The following is a 17,294-nucleotide window of genomic DNA, read 5'->3' as shown; positions in this document are numbered from 1 at the left end:
CCCCCGGACGCGTCCTAGACGACCGGCAGGCGGAGTTCGAACAGGGCTCCGCCCGCCGGCGCGTCGCGCACCGTGAGCGTGCCGCCGTGCCGCACGGCGACGTCACGGGCGATGGCCAGCCCGAGACCGGCCCCGCCCTCGTCGCGGCTGCGGGCGGCGTCGAGCCGGACGAACCGTTCGAAGATCCGCTCCCGGTCCGCCACCGGCACGCCCTCCCCGTCGTCGGCCACCGCGGCCACCGCCACGTCACCGTCCCGGCGCACCGACACCTCCACCGCCGAACGGGCGTGCCGCCGGGCGTTGTCGAGCAGGTTGGCCAGCACCCGCTCCAGCTGGCCCCGCGATCCGGCGACCACCACGGCGTCCTCGGCCCGCACGCTCACCCCGGCCCGGCCCTCCGCCTGCGCGCGCGCCAGCGCGGCGAGGTCGACCCGCGCGTCGGCGGGCCGCTCCCCCGCGTCCAGCCTGGCCAGCAGCAACAGGTCGGCGGCGAGCCGCTGCAGCCGTACCGTGTCCTCGACGGCGCCGTCCAGGTCGAGCAGCTCGGGGTGGGCGGCGGCCACCTCCAGCTGGGTGCGCAGCGAGGCGATCGGGCTGCGCAGTTCGTGCGAGGCGTCGGCGACGAACCGCCGCTGCCGCTCCACCGAGCTCTCCAGGGCGGCCAGCGTCTCGTTGGTCGTCGTGGCGAGCCGGGCGACCTCGTCGTGGGTGTCCGGCACGGGGACGCGGCGGGCGAGGTCCTCGCTGGCGGTGATCGCGGCCATCTCCCGGCGGATGCCCTCCACCGGTCGCAGCGCGCGCCGGGTGACGAGCCAGGTCACCCACGCCACGACCGCGAGCAGCGCCGGGAAGCCGATCAGCATGACGGTCAGCGCGGTGTCGACGGCGCCGTGCTCGGCGGACAGCGGGGCACCGGCGTAGACGGTGAGCTCGCCCCGGTCGTCGGTCTTCACCGGGACGGCGGCGAAACGGTAGTCCTCCGTGTCCCCGTCGATGGTCGCCGAGCCGTCGCTGACGGTGATCCGGCCGCCGATCTCACCGGGGCCGAGGGACTCGCCCGAGCCGTCGTCGTCATCGTCGTCCTCGGCGTCCTCCCCGCCCGGTGAGGCGGCGGGCCGCGGCTTCACCGTGTCGACGCCGGTCCCGCTGATCCGCTCCAGGTCCTCGCTGGCGGCGACCAGCGCACCGTCGTCGTCGACGACCTGCACCGGCCGGTCGTCGACGTCCAGCGACAGGTCGGCGTACGGCGTCCCGACGGCCAGCTCCGTCGCCACCTCCCGCGCCGAGCGCTCCGCCTGGGTGCCGGCCTCGCCGAGCAGGTTGGAGCGCAGGGACAGCAGGACGGCGGTGCCGGCCGCGACGAGCGCGACGGCGACCACGAGGGTCGCGGCGAGCGTGGCGCGGGCCCGCACCGAGGCGAACGGGCGGCTCATCGCGCGGTCTCCAGCCGGTATCCGGCGCCGCGCACGGTCCCGATGAGCCCGGCGCGCAGCTTGCGCCGGAGCGCGCTCACATACACCTCGACGATGTTCGGGTCGCCGTCGTAGGCGAAGTCCCAGACGTGCTCGAGGATCTCCGCCTTCGACACCACCTGTCCGGCCCGCACCACGAGCTGCTCCAGGACGGCGAACTCCTTCGCGGTGAGGGTGACCTCGTCCTCGCCGAGGAAGACCCGGCGGGCGGCGGTGTCGACCTTGAGATCGCCGTGGACGTGCACGGGCGAGGCACCGGCGCCCTGCGCCCGGCGCCGCAGCAGGGCCTTCACGCGGGCGACCAGGACGACGTACGAGAACGGCTTGGTGAGGTAGTCGTCGGCGCCGGTGTCCAGGCCCTCGGCCTCGTCGTACTCGCCGTCCTTGGCGGTGAGCATCAGGATCGGCACGTCGTGTCCGGCGGCGCGCAGGGCGGCGCAGACGCGGTAGCCGTTGAGGCCGGGCAGCATGATGTCGAGGACGACGAGGTCGTACACGCCCTCGCCGGCGCGGTGCAGTCCCTCCAGCCCGTCGTGGACGACGTCCACGGCGTACCCCTCCGCGGTGAGGCCCTTGGCGAGCGACACGGCGAGGCGCTTCTCGTCCTCCACGATCAAGATTCGAGAGGGGCGGCGCGAAGCGCCTCGAGCAGGGTGGTGGTGGGCGACGGGTGGGCGCATGGGAAGAGGGTCCCAAAAGCAAGCTGAAGATCCCTTCAGGTGGCTTCAGCCTGGCCTCAGCGTCGGTCCACGACAGTGAAGACACCGGAAGACACCGGGCTCTGGACGACTCGGAGGAAACCGCATGAAGCGCAACATCGTGATCGCCGCCGTCACCGCCGCCGCACTGGTCGGAGGCGGCACGGCGACGGCCCTGGCCGTCACGGGGGACGACGACGCGCCCCACCGGGACGACGACGCCCGGGTGACCTCGGTGAAGGTCCCGGCCGGCGACGCCGTCGCCTCCGCCCTGCGGGAGGCGCCGGGCACCGCCGTCTCGGCCGAACTCGACGACGAGGACGACGGTGACAACGGGCGCACGGCGTGGGAGGTCGACGTCCTCGCCGGCGACGGCACCCGGCACAGCGTCCGGATCGACCCGGCCACCGGCGAGGTCCTCGGTTCGCAGACGGAGGATGACGACGACACCGACGACACCGCCGAGGCGCGGGCCGCGCTGAAGGGCGCGTCCGTGGACGCCGCCGGGGCCGCGCGGGCCGCGGCCGGCCACGGCACCGTGACCTCGGTGGAGCTGGACGACGACGGCGACGGCGGGGCCGCCTGGGAGGTCGAGACCCGTGTCTCCGGCAAGGGGGAACAGGGCTGGCGGGTCGACGCCGGAACCGGCAGGGTCACGGCCGACTCGGACGACTCCGGCTCGGACGACGACTGACCGGCGCCCGTGCACGGGCCGGCCGTGCCCGGCCGGTCCGCGTCAGCCCCGCGTCAGCCCCGTCACCAGCTCGTCCGCGGCGCGGTACGGGTCCAGTTCGCCCGACACGATCCGTTCGGCCAGCGCACCGAGGCGCCGGTCGCCGTGGAGGTCGCCGATGCGTTCGCGCAGGGTGGTGACGGCGATCGTCTCGACCTCGCGGGCGGCGCGGGCCCGGCGGCGCTCGGCCAGCACGTCCCGCTCCTCCATCCAGGCGCGGTGCTTCTCCAGCGCCTCCACGACCTCGTCGACGCCCTCGCCGCGCGCGGCGACCGTCTTGACGATGGGCGGGCGCCAGTCGCCGGCGGCGCGGGCCTCGCCGAGGCCCAGCATGTGGTTCAGCTCGCGGGCGGTGGCGTCCGCGCCGTCGCGGTCGGCCTTGTTGACGACGTAGACGTCGCCGATCTCCAGGATCCCGGCCTTCGCGGCCTGGATGCCGTCGCCCATGCCCGGGGCGAGGAGGACGACGGAGGTGTCGGCCTGCGAGGCGATCTCGACCTCGGACTGGCCGACGCCGACGGTCTCGACCAGGATCACGTCGCAGCCCGCCGCGTCCAGCACCCGGATGGCCTGCGGCGCGGCCCAGGCGAGGCCGCCGAGGTGGCCGCGGGTGGCCATGGAGCGGATGTAGACGCCCGGGTCGGAGGCGTGCTCCGACATGCGGACCCGGTCGCCGAGCAGGGCGCCGCCGGAGAACGGCGAGGACGGGTCGACGGCCAGGACGCCGACCCGCTTGCCCTGCTTGCGGTAGGCCGTGACCAGCGCCGAGGTGGACGTCGACTTGCCGACGCCCGGCGACCCCGTCAGGCCCACCACGTACGCGCCCCCGGTGAGCGGCGCGAGGGCCGCCATGACCTCCCTGAGCTGCGGGGACGCCCCCTCGACCAGGGAGATCAACCGGGCCACGGCCCGCGGTCGGCCTTCCCTGGCCTGGGCGACCAGCGAGGAGACGTCCTGCATCACAGCTCCGTTCCGAGTCAGCGCGTACGTGGGGAGAAGGGGGTGTCAGGCCTTGGGTACCCGGACGATCAGCGCGTCACCCTGACCGCCGCCGCCGCACAGCGCCGCCGCGCCGACGCCGCCGCCGCGCCGCTTGAGCTCCAGCGCCAGGTGCAGGACGAGCCGGGCGCCGGACATGCCGATGGGGTGGCCCAGGGCGATGGCGCCGCCGTTGACGTTCACCTTTTCGGTGGACACGCCGAGGTCCTTCATCGACTGCACGGCGACGGCCGCGAACGCCTCGTTGATCTCGATCAGGTCGAGGTCGCCGACCTCCAGGCCCTCCTTCTTCAGGGCGTGCCGGATGGCGTTGGACGGCTGCGACTGCAAAGAGTTGTCGGGGCCGGCCACATTGCCGTGGGCGCCGATCTCGGCGAGCCACTCCAGGCCGAGCTCCTGGGCCTTGGCCTTGCTCATGACGACCACGGCCGCCGCGCCGTCGGAGATCTGCGAGGAGGAGCCCGCGGTGATCGTGCCGTCCTTGGCGAAGGCCGGACGCAGCTTGCCGAGGGACTCGGCGGTGGTGTCGCCGCGGATGCCCTCGTCCTTGCTGAACAGCACCGGGTCGCCCTTGCGCTGCGGGATCTCGACCGGGGTGATCTCGGCCTCGAAGACGCCGTTCTTCTGGGCGGCGGCGGCGCGCTGGTGGGACAGGGCGGCGATCTCGTCCTGCTCCGGACGGGTGATGCCGAGGCGGGTGTTGTGCTTCTCCGTCGACTCGCCCATGGCGATGTTCTCGAAGGAGTCGGTCAGGCCGTCGTGCGCCATGGCGTCGAGCATCTGGACCGCGCCGTACTTGTAGCCCTCGCGGGACTTGGGCAGCAGGTGCGGGGCGTTGGTCATGGACTCCTGGCCGCCGGCGACCACGATGTCGAATTCGCCGGCGCGAATCAGCTGGTCGGCCAGCGCGATGGCGTCGAGGCCGGAGAGGCACACCTTGTTGACGGTGAGCGCCGGGACGTTCATGGGGATGCCGGCCTTGACGGCGGCCTGGCGGGCGGGGATCTGGCCGGCGCCGGCCTGGAGCACCTGCCCCATGATCACGTACTGGACCTGGTCGCCGCCGATCCCGGCGCGGTCGAGGGCGGCCTTGATCGCGAAGCCGCCGAGGTCGGCCCCGGAGAAGGACTTCAGCGAGCCGAGCAGCCGCCCCATCGGGGTGCGGGCACCCGCGACGATGACGGAGGTCGTGCCGTTCGTTGCAGAAGACATGAGCTGCGATCCCCTTTTCCGGCCCGCACAGGCCGAGGAGTGAACGAGGGTTTACTCGAATGTACTGAGCGGTATCCCGCCCGTCACCGTGCCGTCGGTGTGATCGCCCGCACGTTGCGCAACCACCTCCGCCGCGCTGCACTGATTCCATGCTGACGCGAATCGACCACATCGGAATCGCCTGCCGCGACCTCGACGCGACCGTCGAGTTCTACCGTGCCACCTACGGCTTCGAGGTGTTCCACACCGAGGTCAACGAGGAACAGGGCGTGCGCGAGGCCATGCTCAAGATCAACGATACGTCGGACGGCGGCGCGTCGTACCTCCAGCTGCTGGAGCCGACCCGGGAGGACTCCGCGGTCGGCAAGTGGCTGGCGAAGAACGGGGAGGGCGTCCACCACATCGCCTTCGGCACGGCGGACGTCGACGCGGACGCCGCGGACATCCGCGGGAAGGGCGTACGCGTCCTGTACGACGAGCCCCGGCGCGGATCCATGGGCTCGCGGATCACCTTCCTGCACCCCAAGGACTGCCACGGTGTCCTGACGGAACTGGTCACTTCGGCGGCCGTTGAGTCACCTGAGCACTGACCCCCGTACATAAGGGCCGGTAGGGTTGGGTGCGGTCGCCGCTCAGTCCAGGGTGACCCGGTCCTGTCGTCACCGGCGCCGGGACCGCCGGGGTCCGTGTTTCGGGGGGCGAGGGACGGGGCAGCAGCCCAAGCTCCGCCGTTGATCTGACACCATTCCCCCGGGGGCCCCGTTCGGTGGACGGACGGAGCCCGTTCTAAGGGATTTGCGACCAGGGGACGGATGGGACCGCGCAGTGCGGGGCTACGAGAGCCAGGAGCGAGAGCCGGCGGCTGACGTCGACCACCTCTCTCGGTTCGAGGCCGAGATGAAGCGGCTGAGGACCGAGCGGGAAAAGGCGATCCAGCACGCCGAGGACCTCGGCTACCAGGTCGAGGTGCTGCGCGCCAAGCTGCACGAGGCGCGGCGCACCATCATGTCCCGGCCCGCCTTCGACGGCGGCGACATCGGGTACCAGGCCGAGCAGTTGCTGCGCAACGCGCAGGTGCAGGCCGACCAGCTGCGCGCGGACGCCGAGCGCGAGCTCAGCCAGGCCCGCGCGCAGACCCAGCGCATCCTCCAGGAGCACGCCGAGCAGGCCGCCCGGCTCCAGGCCGAGCTGCACCAGGAGGCGGTGACCCGGCGCCAGCAGCTCGACCAGGAGCTGGCCGAGCGCCGGCGGACCGTCGAGTCGCACGTCAACGAGAACGTGGCGTGGGCGGAGCAGTTGCGCGCCCGCACCGAGCAGCAGGCCCGCCGGCTGCTCGACGAGTCCCGCGCCGAGGCCGAACAGGCCCTGGCCGCGGCCCGCGCGGAGGCCGAACGGCTGACCTCCGAGGCCCGGCAGCGGCTGCAGAACGACGCCGAGACCGCGCGCGCCGAGGCCGAGCAGATCCTGCGCCGCGCCCGCGCGGACGCCGAACGGCTGCTGAACGCCGCCTCCACGCAGGCGCAGGAGGCCACCGACCACGCCGAGCAGCTGCGCAGCTCCACGGCGAGCGAGTCGGAGGCCGCGCGCCGGCAGGCCCAGGAGCTGAGCCGGACCGCCGAGCAGCGCATGAGCGAGGCCGAGGAGGCGCTGCGCAAGGCGCAGGCCGAGGCGGAGAAGCTGGTCGCCGAGGCCAAGGAGTCCGCGGCCAAGGCCCTCGCGAGCGCCGAGTCGGCCAACGAGCAGCGCACCCGCACCGCCAAGGAGCAGGTCGCCCGGCTGGTCAGCGAGGCCACGAAGGACGCCGAGACCACCAGGGCCGAGGCCGAGCAACTGGTCGCGGACGCCCGCGCCGAGGCCGAGAAGATCGTCACCGAGGCCGCCGAGAAGGCCCGTACGGTCAGCGCCGAGGAGTCGGCCACCCAGCTGTCCAAGGCCGCCAAGACCGCCGAGGACGTGCTGAACAAGGCGTCCGAGGAGGCCAAGCGGACCACGAGGGCCGCCGTCGAGGAGGCCGAGCGGATCCGCCGCGAGGCCGAGGCGGAGGCGGACCGGCTGCGGGCCGAGGCCCACGACATCGCCGAGGAGCTCAAGGGCGCGGCGAAGGACGACACCAAGGAGTACCGCGCCAAGACGGTCGAGCTGCAGGAGGAGGCGCGCCGGCTGCGCGGCGAGGCCGAGCAGCTGCGCGCCGACGCGGTCGCCGAGGGCGAGAAGATCCGCGCCGAGGCCCGCAAGGAGGCCGTGGCGCAGATCGAGGAGGCGGCGAAGACCGCCGAGGAGCTGCTCGCCAAGGCCAAGGCGGACGCCGACGAGCTGCGGCAGAGCGCCACCGCGGACAGCGAGAAGGTCCGCACCGAGGCGATCGAGCGGGCGACGACCCTGCGCCGTCAGGCCGAGGAGACGCTGGAGCGCACCCGCGCCGAGGCCGAGCGGCACCGGGCGGAGGCCGCCGAGCGGGCCGAGGAGCTCCAGGCGGAGGCCGAGCACGCCGCCCGTGAGCTGCGCGAGGAGACCGAGCGCGCCGTCGAGGCCCGGCAGGCGGAGGCCGCCGAGGAACTGACGCGGCTGCACACCGAGGCGGAGGAGCGCCGGTCCGCCGCCGAGCAGGCGCTGACGGAGGCCCGTGAGGAGGGCGCCCGGATCCGCCGCGAGGCCGCCGAGGAGAGCGAGCGGCTGCGCACGGAGGCCGCGGAGCGCATCCGTACGCTCCAGCAGCAGGCCGAGACGGAGGCCGAGCGGCTGCGCACCGAGGCCGCCGCCGACGCCTCCGCGTTCCGCGCGGAGGGCGAGGCCGTCGCCGTACGGCTGCGGTCGGAGGCCGCGGGCGAGGCGGAGCGGCTGAAGTCGGAGGCGCAGGAGAGCGCGGACCGGGTCCGGGCGGAGGCGCAGGCCGCCGCCGAGCGCATCGCCGCGGAGGCCTCGGAGACGCTGGCCGCCGCGCAGGAGGAGGCCGCCCGGCGCCGCCGCGAGGCCGAGGAACTGCTGGGCGCCGCCCGGCAGGAGGCGGACCAGGAGCGTGAGCGGGCCCGCGAGCAGAGCGAGGAGCTGCTGGCCTCGGCGCGCACCCGCGTGGAGGAGGCGCAGGCCGAGGCGGTCCGGCTGGTCGAGGAGGCCGACCGGCGCGCGACCGAGATGGTGTCGGCCGCCGAGCAGCACGCGCAGCAGGTGCGGGAGTCGGTCGCCGGGCTGCACGAGCAGGCCCAGGAGGAGATCACCGGGCTGCGCAGTGCCGCCGAGCACGCGGCGGAGCGCACCCGGCGCGAGGCCGAGGAGGAGGCGGACCGGGTCCGCACCGACGCCTACGCGGAGCGGGAGCGGGCGAGCGAGGACGCCGGCCGGCTGCGCCGCGAGGCGCAGGAGGAGGCGGAGGCCGCCAAGGCACTGGCCGAGCGGACGATGTCCGAGGCGATGTCGGAGGCCGAGCGGATCCGGTCGGACGTCGCCGAGCACGCCCAGCGGGTGCGCACGGAGGCGTCGGACGCCATCGCGGAGGCCGAGCAGGCGGCGGCGCGCACCCGGGCGGACGCCCGCGAGGACGCCAACCGCATCCGGTCGGACGCGGCGACGCAGGCCGACACCCTGATCACCGAGGCGCGCTCCGAGGCGGAGCGGCTCACCACGGAGACGGCCGCCGAGACCGACCGGATCCGCACCGAGACGGTCGCGGAGGCGGAACGCGTCCGCGCCGAGGCGGCGGCCGAGGCCGACCGGGTCCGGGCCGAGGCGAGCGCCCAGGCCGAGCAGCTCCTGTCGGAGGCCACCGGCGAGGCGGAGCGGCTGCGGGCCGAGGCCGCCGAGGCGGTCGGCTCCGCGCAGCAGCACGCCGAGCGGATCCGTTCCGAGGCGGAGCGGCTCAAGGCCCGGGCGGCGGAGGAGGCCGAACGGGTCACGACGGCCGCACGCGAGGAGGCCGAACGCACCCTGGACGAGGCCCGCAAGGACGCCAACAAGCGGCGTTCGGAGGCGGCCGAGCAGGTCGACACGCTCATCACGGAGACCACGGCGGAGGCCGACAAGCTGCTCACCGAGGCCCAGCAGCAGGCGCAGAAGGCCACCGCGGACGCCGAGTCGCAGGCCGACACGATGGTCGGCGCGGCCCGTGCGGAGGCCGACCGGATCGTCGCCGAGGCGACGGTCGAGGGCAACACCCGGGTGGAGAAGGCCCGTACGGACGCGGACGAGCTGCTCGTCGGCGCCCGGCGGGACGCGACGGCCATCAGGGAGCGCGCGGAGGAGTTGCGCCGGCGCCTCACCTCCGAGATCGAGGAGCTGCACGAGCGGGCCCGCCGCGAGGCAGCCGAGACGATGAAGTCGGCCGGCGAGCGCTGCGACGCGCTCGTCAAGGCCGCCGAGGAGCAGCTCGCCAAGGCCGAGGCGAAGGCCAAGGAGCTGGTGTCGGAGGCCAACTCCGAGGCCGGCAAGGTGCGCATCGCCGCCGTCAAGAAGGCCGAGGGCCTGCTGAAGGAGGCCGAGCAGAAGAAGGCCTCGCTGGTCCGGGAGGCCGAGGAGCTCAAGGCCGAGGCGGTCCGGGAGGCCCGGCGCACGGTCGAGGAGGGCAAGCGCGAGCTGGAGGTCCTGGTGCGGCGCCGCGAGGACATCAACGCCGAGATCTCCCGGGTGCAGGACGTGCTGGAGGCGCTGGAGTCCTTCGAGGCCCCGGCGGGCGGCAAGGACGGCGGGGTCAAGGCTGGCGCGACGGTCGGCGCCCCCCGTTCGGGTGGCAAGTCGTCGGACGGCTAGCGTCGAGGAGGGTTTCCGTGTCTCCTGGAGGGCTCTGACCCGTCATGGTCTTGGCCTTTGACTCGAAGTTTGGCAAGCCGTCCGGAGGTCAGCCACTCAAAAGAGGTGTCATTCTCCAGATCAAACACGCATCCGCTCGATGACACACCGCAATGACGCCTAGGATTCCCTCTATCACCTCACCCGGTCTCTTTCGACAGGAACCCCATGAGCGACACTTCCCCCTACGGCTTCGAGCTTGTGCGGCGTGGGTACGACCGCGCTCAGGTGGACGAACGCATCTCCAAGCTCGTCTCCGACCGTGACAGCGCCCTGTCCCGCATCACCGCTCTGGAAAAGCGCATCGAGGAACTCCACCTCGAGACCCAGAACGCCCAGGCCCAGGTCAGTGACGCCGAGCCGTCGTACGCCGGTCTCGGTGCCCGGGTCGAGAAGATCCTGCGCCTCGCCGAGGAGGAGGCGAAGGACCTGCGGGAAGAGGCCCGGCGCGCCGCCGAGCAGCACCGCGAGCTGGCCGAGTCGGCGGCCCAGCAGGTGCGCAACGACGCCGAGTCGTACGCCGCGGAGCGCAAGGCCAAGGCGGAGGACGAGGGCGTTCGGATCGTCGAGAAGGCCAAGAGCGACGCGTCGCAGCTGCGGGCCGAGGCCCAGAAGGACGCGCAGTCCAAGCGCGAGGAGGCGGACGCGCTCTTCGAGGAGACCCGCGCCAAGGCCGCCCAGGCCGCCGCCGACTTCGAGACGAACCTGGCCAAGCGCCGGGAGCAGTCCGAGCGCGACCTGGCCTCCCGTCAGGCCAAGGCCGAGAAGCGGCTCGCGGAGATCGAGCACCGCGCCGAGCAGCTGCGCCTGGAGGCGGAGAAGCTGCGCACGGACGCCGAGCGCCGCGCCCGCCAGACCGTCGAGACGGCGCAGCGCCAGGCCGAGGACATCGTGGCCGACGCCAACGCCAAGGCCGACCGCATCCGTTCCGAGTCGGAGCGCGAGCTCGCCGCCCTCACCAACCGCCGCGACTCCATCAACGCGCAGCTGACCAACGTGCGCGAGATGCTGGCGACCCTGACGGGCGCCGCGGTGGCCGCCGCCGGTACGCCGGCCGAGGACGAGCCGGTCTCCCGCGGGGTGCCGGCCCAGCAGACCCGCTGACGCCGGGACGCGGTCCGGCCGAACCGGAGCAGAACGGGGGCGGAGCCCTCTGCCACTGGGGTGGCAGGGGGCTCCGTCCCGTTCTAGCGTGGGCCGCATGATCGAGCTCGAGGGGCTGACCAAGCGGTACGGCGAGAAAGTGGCGGTCGACGACCTCACGTTCACCGTCAGACCCGGCGTCATCACCGGCTTCCTCGGGCCGAACGGTGCGGGCAAGTCGACCACCATGCGGATGGTGCTGGGACTGGACCGGCCCACCGCCGGGGACGTCCGCATCGACGGGCGCCGCTACGACCAGTTGAAGGACCCGCTCACGTACGTCGGCGCCCTGCTGGACGCCAAGGCGATGCACGGCGGACGCAGCGCCTACAACCATCTGCTGTGCCTGGCGCAGGCCAACGGGATCCCGGCCCGCCGGGTGCGCGAGGTGCTGGACATCGTCGGCCTGACGGCGGTCGCGAAGAAGAAGGCCAAGGGTTTCTCCCTCGGCATGGGCCAGCGGCTCGGCATCGCCGGGGCGCTGCTCGGCGACCCGCGGATCCTGATGTTCGACGAGCCGGTCAACGGCCTGGACCCCGAGGGCATCCACTGGATCCGCAACCTGATGAAGACGCTGGCCGCCCAGGACCGTACGGTCTTCGTCTCCTCCCACCTGATGAGCGAGATGGCGCTGACCGCCGACCACCTGGTCGTCATCGGCCAGGGCAGGCTGCTGGCGGACACCTCGATGGCCGAGTTCATCGAGGAGAACTCGCGCGGCTACGTCCGGATCCGCTCCCCGCAGCGGGAGCGGCTGCTCGACGTGCTGCACGGTGCCGGGATCACGGTCGTCGAGAGCGGCGCCGAGGTCCTGGAGGTCGACGGCGACAAGTCGGAGGCGATCGGCGAACTGGCGGCCCGCAACCAGATCGTGCTGCACGAGCTGAGCCCGCAACGGGCCTCGCTGGAGGAGGCGTTCATGCGGTTGACGGCGGAGTCGGTGGAGTACCACGCGCACGACGGGCAGCCGCTCGCGGCGCCGCCGCGCCAGGGGCTGCCGCAGGACGGACAGCAGGACGGACAGCAGGGCGGACAGCGGCGGGCACAGCAGTGGGGCAGCGACTGGAGGCGGCGATGAGCACGGCCGCGACCCAGGTCGTCCGGTCCGAGTGGACCAAGATCCGGTCGGTGGCGTCCACGGTGTGGACGCTGTCCCTGGCCGTGGTCGTCACCGTCGCCCTCGGCATGCTGATCTCGGCCCTGGCGAAGAACGAGTTCGGTGACATGAGCGAGCGGGAGCGGCTCTTCTTCGACCCGACCTTCATCAGCTTCGCCGGGATGAGCCTCGGTCAGCTGGCGATGATCGTGTTCGGGGTGCTGGTGGTGGCGAACGAGTACAGCTCCGGCATGATCCGCACCTCGCTGGCGGCCGTGCCGCAGCGCGGCACCTTCCTGTTCAGCAAGATCGTCGTGGCCACGGGGCTCGCCCTGGTCGTCTCCATGGTCACCAGCTTCGTCACCTTCTTCCTCGGGCAGGTGATGCTCGGCGACCTCAAGGCGTCGATCGGCGACCCGGGCGTGCTGCGGGCGGTCATCGGCGGCGGCCTCTACATGACCCTCATCGCGGTGTTCTCGATGGGCGTCGCCGCGATGCTGCGCTCCCCCATGCTGTCGCTCGGCATCCTGATGCCGTTCTTCTTCCTGATCTCCAACATCCTCGGCAACGTCGACGTGACCAAGAAGGTCGGCCAGTTCCTGCCCGACCAGGCCGGCAGCAAGATCATGCAGGTGGTGACGCCGATCGACGACGACACCCCGTACGGCCCCTGGGGCGGCCTGGGGATCATGGTGCTGTGGGTGGTGGCGGCGCTCGTCGGCGGCTACCTCGTGCTGAAGAGGCGGGACGCCTAGGACCTGTCGTCGGCCTCCCGCCGTACGCCCGGAGGGGCGGGAGGCCGACGACGGGCCCGGGGAGGGGCCCGGGACGACCGGTTTTTTACCCGGACTTGAAGGGAACCGTCAGCGCCTCGATATCCTCCTAACCCTTACGGGGGCGTGTGCCCCGCTGTCCTGAACCTTTCGATGGGTGCGGAGCATGATCGAGGCAGTCGGCCTGACCAAGCGCTACGGCGACAAGACCGCTGTGTACAACCTGTCCTTCCAGGTGCGGCCGGGTGCCGTGACCGGCTTCCTCGGACCCAACGGCTCCGGCAAGTCGACGACGATGCGCATGATCCTCGGCCTGGACAACCCGACCGCGGGGCACGTGACGATCGGCGGTCACCCGTACCGCAGGCTCCCCAACGCCCCGCGCCAGGTCGGCGCCCTGCTCGACGCCAAGGCCGTGCACGGCGGCCGGTCCGCCCGCAACCACCTGCTGAGCCTGGCCCAGCTGTCCGGCATCCCGGCCCGGCGCGTGGACGAGGTGCTCGGCGTGGTGGGCCTGCAGGACGTGGCCAAGCGGCGCTCCAAGGGCTTCTCCCTCGGCATGGGCCAGCGGCTCGGCATCGCCGCGGCGCTCCTCGGCGACCCCCAGGTGCTGCTGTTCGACGAACCGGTCAACGGCCTCGACCCCGAGGGCATCCACTGGGTGCGCAACCTGATGAAGGCGCTCGCGGCGGAGGGCCGCACGGTCTTCGTCTCCTCGCACCTGATGAGCGAGATGGCGCTGACCGCCGACCACCTGATCGTCATCGGGCGCGGCCAGCTCCTCGCCGACATGAGCGTCAAGGACTTCATCTCGGCCAACTCCGCCGACTTCGCCCGGGTGCGCACGCCGGACACCGAACCGCAGCTGCGCGAGAAGCTGACCTCCGCGCTGACCGAGGCGGGCGGCCACGTGCTGCCCGAGCAGGACGGGGCGCTGCGGGTGACCGGGCTGGCGCTGCCGCGGATCAGCGACATCGCGCACGAGTCCGGCGTACGGCTGTGGGAGCTGTCGCCGCACCAGGCCTCGCTGGAGGAGGCGTACATGCGGATGACGCAGGGCGCCGTCGACTACCGGTCGACCGCCGACCAGAAGGCCGGGCTCCAGCAGCCGCTGCCGCCCGGCGCGCAGCCTCCGATGCCGGTGCCCGGGCAGGGCCAGCCCGGCTGGTACGCCCCGCCGCCGCCCCGGCCGGGCGACCTGCCCGCGCCGCAGGGCCCGCCGGTCCAGGCCCCCGCGGGTCCCTACGGCGCCCCGGCCGCTCCCGGCGCGTCCCCGGCGGGCACGCCGTCGGACAACCCCTACGCGCGGCAGGCCCCGTCCGCCCCCGCGACTCCCCCGGCCGCTCCCCCCGCGCCCGTCACCGACCCCGCGCCCGTCACCGACCCGACCAAGTCCGAGGACGCCCGATGAGCACGCCCCAGTCCCCGATGCCGCAGGCCGCGCCCGAGTGGCAGGCGGCGCCCGGTTCGCCGTACCCCGCCTACACCTCGCCGATCCCGGTGGTGCGCGCGCACCTCGGGCACGCGCTGGCCTCCGAGTGGACCAAGATCAGGTCGGTGCGCTCGACGATGTGGACGCTGGGCGTGTTCGTCCTGCTGGTCCTCGGCATCGGCCTGCTGGCCGGTGTGCTGGTGGCGAAGTCCTCCGCGGACGCGTCCGGCGAGAACGCGCTCAGCCTCGGCTTCTTCGGCCTGCTGCTCGGCAGCATGTGCGTCATCACGCTCGGTGTGATGACCACGGCCTCGGAGTACGGCACCGGCATGATCCGCACGACGATGACCGCCTGCCCCAGCCGCGGCCGGGTGCTCGCCGCGAAGGCGATCGTCTTCTTCCTGGTCGCGTTCGTGGTGACGCTGGTGTCCACGACGCTCGTCGCCCTGCTGCACGTGGCCCTGCTGGAGGACCACGGCGCGGTGGCGCCCACCGGTGAGGAGTGGCTGAAGGCCACCGTGGGCGTCTCGTTCTACCTCGCGCTGCTGGGACTGCTCTCGCTCGCCGTCGGCTCCGTCATCCGGCATTCGGCGGGCGCGATCACCCTCATGATCGGGGCCGTGCTGGCGCCGCTGGTGATCGCCCTGTTCATGGTCTCGCGGTCCCTGGAGGACGTGCGCGACGCCCTGTTCGAGTACTCGATCCCGAACCAGATGAGCGTCTTCTACGTCAGTTCCCTCACGGAGTCCGGCCCGTCCGGCTGGGACCCGCTGCTGATCATGCTCGTCGTGACGGCCGTCGCGTTCGCCGGCGCGTTCGCCCTGCTGCGGAAGCGGGACGTCTGACCGGCGCTCAGAACCTCGGCGCGTTACGGGACCGCTGCACCCGCGTGGTGCGGCGGTCCTTCGCGTTCCAGCAGGACTTGTGCCAGTGCCGGCGGTCGTCGACGCCCGAGTGCGCCGGCCAGGCCACCACGTGCGGGACGCCGTCCGGGATCAGCTGGTCGCAGCCCGGGCAGCGGTAGGACTTGCCCTGCGCGCTCGCGCCGGCCACGTGCCGTACGTTCCAGTCCTCGCCCCGCCAGCTCTCCGACGTCTGCCGGCCGCCGTAGCGGACGAGGCCGTCGTCCTCGGCGCTCCGGCCGGTCGTGCCGGCTCCCTTGGGTCGGTTGCGACGCGGGGACACAGGACACCTCACGGAGCTATACAGGAAGTACGGACCGCGTCCAGCCTACGCGGCGCGGGTGAAGCGCCTGCAGACCTCCCTCGGCGGCGGATTCCGCAGACAATCCGCAAATCCCCTCGTCCGGCCGTGTCCTCGGCACGTGTCGGCTGGTTATGCCCTGCGGGGGAGCTCCGTGTCGGAGCCGAGGAAGCAGGAAGAGCAATGCGCGTTGGAAGTTTCGTGTTGGGCGCCCAGTTCCCGGGCCAGGGCCAGGGCGAGGCGCTGCACCGCGCGGTCCGCTCCGCCGAGGTCGCCGAGGAGGCGGGGCTCGACACGGTCTGGCTGGCCGAGCACCACTTCGTGCCGTACGGCACGTGTCCGTCGGCCGTGACGCTGGCCGCGCTGCTGCTGGGCCGCACCCGCCGCATCCGGGTCGGCACGGCGGTCAGCGTGCTGCCCACCACCCATCCGGTGGCGCTCGGCGAGCAGGCGGCGCTGCTGCACGTCACGAGCGGCGGCCGGTTCTCGCTGGGCGTGGGCCGCGGCGGCCCGTGGGTCGACCTGGAGGTGTTCGGCGCGGGCCTGCAGGCGTACGAGACGGGGTTCCCGGAGTCACTCGATCTGCTGGTGCGCTGGCTGCGCGAACCGGCCGTCGCCGCCTCGGGGGACCGCTTCCGGTTTCGCGAGGTGCCCGTCGTCCCGCAGCCGTCGCAGGCCCTGTCGGAGGTTCCGGGACCGGAGGTCGTGATGGCCTGCACCTCCCCCGCGAGCGTGCGCGTGGCGGCCGAGCGGGGACTGCCGATGCTGCTCGGGATGCACGTCGGGGACGAGGAGAAGGCCGAGATGGTCGCCCTGTGGCGGCGGCACGCCCGCGTCGCCGGGCGTCCGGACGCGGAGATCCACGACGCGGCCCACGTCTCGGCCGGCGTCTGCCAGATCGCGGACCGGCACGCCGACGCGTCGGAGGCGCTGCTCAAGGCGATGCCGGGCTGGCTGCGCCAGGGGCTGGGCGCCCACGTCACGGTGGACGGCCGCGCCCGGCGGATGCGCGACCCGCTGGCGTACACCGAACTGCTCTGCGGGCTGCACCCGGTGGGCACGCCCCGGCTGTGCGCGGACCGGCTCGCGGCGACCAGCGAGCGGACCGGCATCTCCCGCTTCGCGCTGCTCGTCGAGGGTTCCGGCGACCTCGCGGCGACCGAGGAGAACGTGCGGCGCCTCGGGACCGAGGTGCTCCCCCGGTTCCGCTGAGCGACCCGGGGACGGACGAACGTCCGGTGCCCGCGAAGGGCCGGGCGGGAGACTTGCCGCTCCGGTACGAACTGCACCTCCCGCGTACGGAGCGGCAAGCGGACGACCGTCGCGTCAGCAGTCGCGGAACTCGGGCGACTGGTTCAGCACTTGGCTGCGCACCGAGGTGAAACGGGCCAGCGTCTCGTCGACGGAGGAGTCCAACGGGAACACCGCCACCCGGTGGCAGTTCTGGAAGGCCAGCCGCACTCCGAAGTGCCGCTGCAGCGCACCGCGTATGGCGTCGCTCGCGAGCGCACGCAGCAGCTGACCACGCGCCTGCTCGTCCGGCGGGGGCGTCTGGTTGTCGGCGAAGGCTCCGCCGTCGACCTTCAGCTGTGCCACCAGGGAGCTGATCATCTCCCATGCGTAGGGCAGGGAGGTCCGGACGCAGTCGACGAATTCTGCTTCGTCGACCTCGCCTCGCTCGGCCTTTTCGAGTAGGGCCGGTGAGACGTCGAGCGACATGGGTACTCCTCTCGCACCCCCGATCGACAGGGGTT

At 73.0% G+C, this 17,294-nt stretch carries 15 protein-coding genes; 9 read left to right on the top strand and 6 right to left on the bottom strand.

Translation table 11 applies throughout. From position 1 onward, the window contains the following. Nucleotides 1–14 precede the first annotated feature (14 nt). On the bottom strand, nt 15–1,433 hold the full coding sequence (locus JHAT_RS04215) for an ATP-binding protein (protein WP_077796664.1): 1,419 nt from the start codon (nt 1,431–1,433) through the stop codon (nt 15–17). After that, entirely contained in the window at nt 1,430–2,152 is a 723-nt protein-coding gene (locus tag JHAT_RS04210) for a response regulator transcription factor (protein WP_077796663.1), read from the bottom strand. The genes JHAT_RS04215 and JHAT_RS04210 overlap by 4 nt, the downstream gene beginning before the upstream one ends. Before the next feature lie 124 nt (nt 2,153–2,276). Between JHAT_RS04210 and JHAT_RS04205 the strand changes: the two genes are divergently transcribed. Beyond that, nucleotides 2,277–2,864, top strand: coding sequence for a PepSY domain-containing protein (locus JHAT_RS04205; protein WP_077796662.1), 588 nt, complete (start codon nt 2,277–2,279; stop codon nt 2,862–2,864). 42 nt (nt 2,865–2,906) lie between these two features. On the opposite strand, the gene meaB is transcribed toward JHAT_RS04205, so the two are convergent. Together meaB and JHAT_RS04195 are read right to left on the bottom strand one after the other, a co-directional pair. Beyond that, the gene (gene meaB / locus JHAT_RS04200) at nt 2,907–3,863 is read right to left on the bottom strand and encodes a methylmalonyl Co-A mutase-associated GTPase MeaB (protein WP_077796661.1); all 957 of its coding nucleotides are present in this window, start codon (nt 3,861–3,863) and stop codon (nt 2,907–2,909) included. A 45-nt stretch (nt 3,864–3,908) separates the two neighbouring features. Next, nucleotides 3,909–5,114: an acetyl-CoA C-acetyltransferase gene (locus JHAT_RS04195; RefSeq protein WP_077796660.1), complete on the bottom strand. Its 1,206-nt coding sequence runs from the start codon at nt 5,112–5,114 to the stop codon at nt 3,909–3,911. 149 nt (nt 5,115–5,263) lie between these two features. Between JHAT_RS04195 and mce the strand changes: the two genes are divergently transcribed. From mce to JHAT_RS04160, 7 genes are all read left to right on the top strand, one after another. After that, nucleotides 5,264–5,704 carry a methylmalonyl-CoA epimerase gene (mce, locus tag JHAT_RS04190; RefSeq protein WP_077796659.1) on the top strand — a complete coding sequence of 147 codons (441 nt, stop codon included), beginning with the start codon at nt 5,264–5,266 and terminating at the stop codon, nt 5,702–5,704. 235 nt (nt 5,705–5,939) lie between these two features. Then, nucleotides 5,940–9,854: a polarized growth protein Scy gene (gene scy, locus JHAT_RS04185; protein WP_077796658.1), complete on the top strand. Its 3,915-nt coding sequence runs from the start codon at nt 5,940–5,942 to the stop codon at nt 9,852–9,854. Nucleotides 9,855–10,061: 207 nt separating this feature from the next. After that, the gene (locus JHAT_RS04180; RefSeq protein ID WP_077796657.1) at nt 10,062–10,997 is read left to right on the top strand and encodes a cellulose-binding protein; all 936 of its coding nucleotides are present in this window, start codon (nt 10,062–10,064) and stop codon (nt 10,995–10,997) included. Between the two features lie 97 nt (nt 10,998–11,094). Next, nucleotides 11,095–12,114 carry an ABC transporter ATP-binding protein gene (locus JHAT_RS04175; protein WP_171990735.1) on the top strand — a complete coding sequence of 340 codons (1,020 nt, stop codon included), beginning with the start codon at nt 11,095–11,097 and terminating at the stop codon, nt 12,112–12,114. After that, entirely contained in the window at nt 12,111–12,887 is a 777-nt protein-coding gene (locus tag JHAT_RS04170) for an ABC transporter permease (protein WP_077796703.1), read from the top strand. The genes JHAT_RS04175 and JHAT_RS04170 overlap by 4 nt, the downstream gene beginning before the upstream one ends. Nucleotides 12,888–13,071: 184 nt before the next feature. Next, complete coding sequence (locus JHAT_RS04165) at nt 13,072–14,316, top strand: ABC transporter ATP-binding protein (protein ID WP_077796655.1); 1,245 nt, start codon at nt 13,072–13,074, stop codon at nt 14,314–14,316. Further along, entirely contained in the window at nt 14,313–15,182 is an 870-nt protein-coding gene (locus tag JHAT_RS04160; protein WP_077796654.1) for an ABC transporter permease subunit, read from the top strand. The genes JHAT_RS04165 and JHAT_RS04160 overlap by 4 nt, the downstream gene beginning before the upstream one ends. Before the next feature lie 7 nt (nt 15,183–15,189). Here the strand turns inward: JHAT_RS04160 and JHAT_RS04155 are convergent, their stop codons facing one another. Beyond that, entirely contained in the window at nt 15,190–15,522 is a 333-nt protein-coding gene (locus tag JHAT_RS04155) for an ATP/GTP-binding protein (protein ID WP_077796653.1), read from the bottom strand. A gap of 201 nt (nt 15,523–15,723) precedes the next feature. Between JHAT_RS04155 and JHAT_RS04150 the strand changes: the two genes are divergently transcribed. Further along, nucleotides 15,724–16,752, top strand: coding sequence for an LLM class flavin-dependent oxidoreductase (locus tag JHAT_RS04150; protein ID WP_077796652.1), 1,029 nt, complete (start codon nt 15,724–15,726; stop codon nt 16,750–16,752). A 114-nt stretch (nt 16,753–16,866) separates the two neighbouring features. On the opposite strand, the gene JHAT_RS04145 is transcribed toward JHAT_RS04150, so the two are convergent. Next, nucleotides 16,867–17,259: an SCO5389 family protein gene (locus tag JHAT_RS04145; protein WP_077796651.1), complete on the bottom strand. Its 393-nt coding sequence runs from the start codon at nt 17,257–17,259 to the stop codon at nt 16,867–16,869. Between the last annotated feature and the right edge of the window lie 35 nt (nt 17,260–17,294).

Origin of the sequence: Streptomyces sp. JHA26, from assembly GCF_002005565.1 — a bacterium.
Taxonomy (GTDB): Bacteria; Actinomycetota; Actinomycetes; order Streptomycetales; family Streptomycetaceae; genus Streptomyces.
Note: the sequence above shows the minus strand (reverse complement) of the source record. Positions and strands in the feature narration are given on the sequence as shown.

What these genes read in the sequence shown, in the direction of transcription:
- JHAT_RS04215 (WP_077796664.1), bottom strand. Translation starts at nt 1,433, where the DNA reads ATGAGCCGCCCGTTCGCCTCGGTGCGGGCCCGCGCCACGCTCGCCGCG.
- JHAT_RS04210 (WP_077796663.1), bottom strand. Translation starts at nt 2,152, where the DNA reads ATGCGCCCACCCGTCGCCCACCACCACCCTGCTCGAGGCGCTTCGCGC.
- JHAT_RS04205 (WP_077796662.1), top strand. Translation starts at nt 2,277, where the DNA reads ATGAAGCGCAACATCGTGATCGCCGCCGTCACCGCCGCCGCACTGGTC.
- meaB (WP_077796661.1), bottom strand. Translation starts at nt 3,863, where the DNA reads ATGCAGGACGTCTCCTCGCTGGTCGCCCAGGCCAGGGAAGGCCGACCG.
- JHAT_RS04195 (WP_077796660.1), bottom strand. Translation starts at nt 5,114, where the DNA reads ATGTCTTCTGCAACGAACGGCACGACCTCCGTCATCGTCGCGGGTGCC.
- mce (WP_077796659.1), top strand. Translation starts at nt 5,264, where the DNA reads ATGCTGACGCGAATCGACCACATCGGAATCGCCTGCCGCGACCTCGAC.
- JHAT_RS04180 (WP_077796657.1), top strand. Translation starts at nt 10,062, where the DNA reads ATGAGCGACACTTCCCCCTACGGCTTCGAGCTTGTGCGGCGTGGGTAC.
- JHAT_RS04175 (WP_171990735.1), top strand. Translation starts at nt 11,095, where the DNA reads ATGATCGAGCTCGAGGGGCTGACCAAGCGGTACGGCGAGAAAGTGGCG.
- JHAT_RS04170 (WP_077796703.1), top strand. Translation starts at nt 12,111, where the DNA reads ATGAGCACGGCCGCGACCCAGGTCGTCCGGTCCGAGTGGACCAAGATC.
- JHAT_RS04165 (WP_077796655.1), top strand. Translation starts at nt 13,072, where the DNA reads ATGATCGAGGCAGTCGGCCTGACCAAGCGCTACGGCGACAAGACCGCT.
- JHAT_RS04160 (WP_077796654.1), top strand. Translation starts at nt 14,313, where the DNA reads ATGAGCACGCCCCAGTCCCCGATGCCGCAGGCCGCGCCCGAGTGGCAG.
- JHAT_RS04150 (WP_077796652.1), top strand. Translation starts at nt 15,724, where the DNA reads ATGCGCGTTGGAAGTTTCGTGTTGGGCGCCCAGTTCCCGGGCCAGGGC.
- JHAT_RS04145 (WP_077796651.1), bottom strand. Translation starts at nt 17,259, where the DNA reads ATGTCGCTCGACGTCTCACCGGCCCTACTCGAAAAGGCCGAGCGAGGC.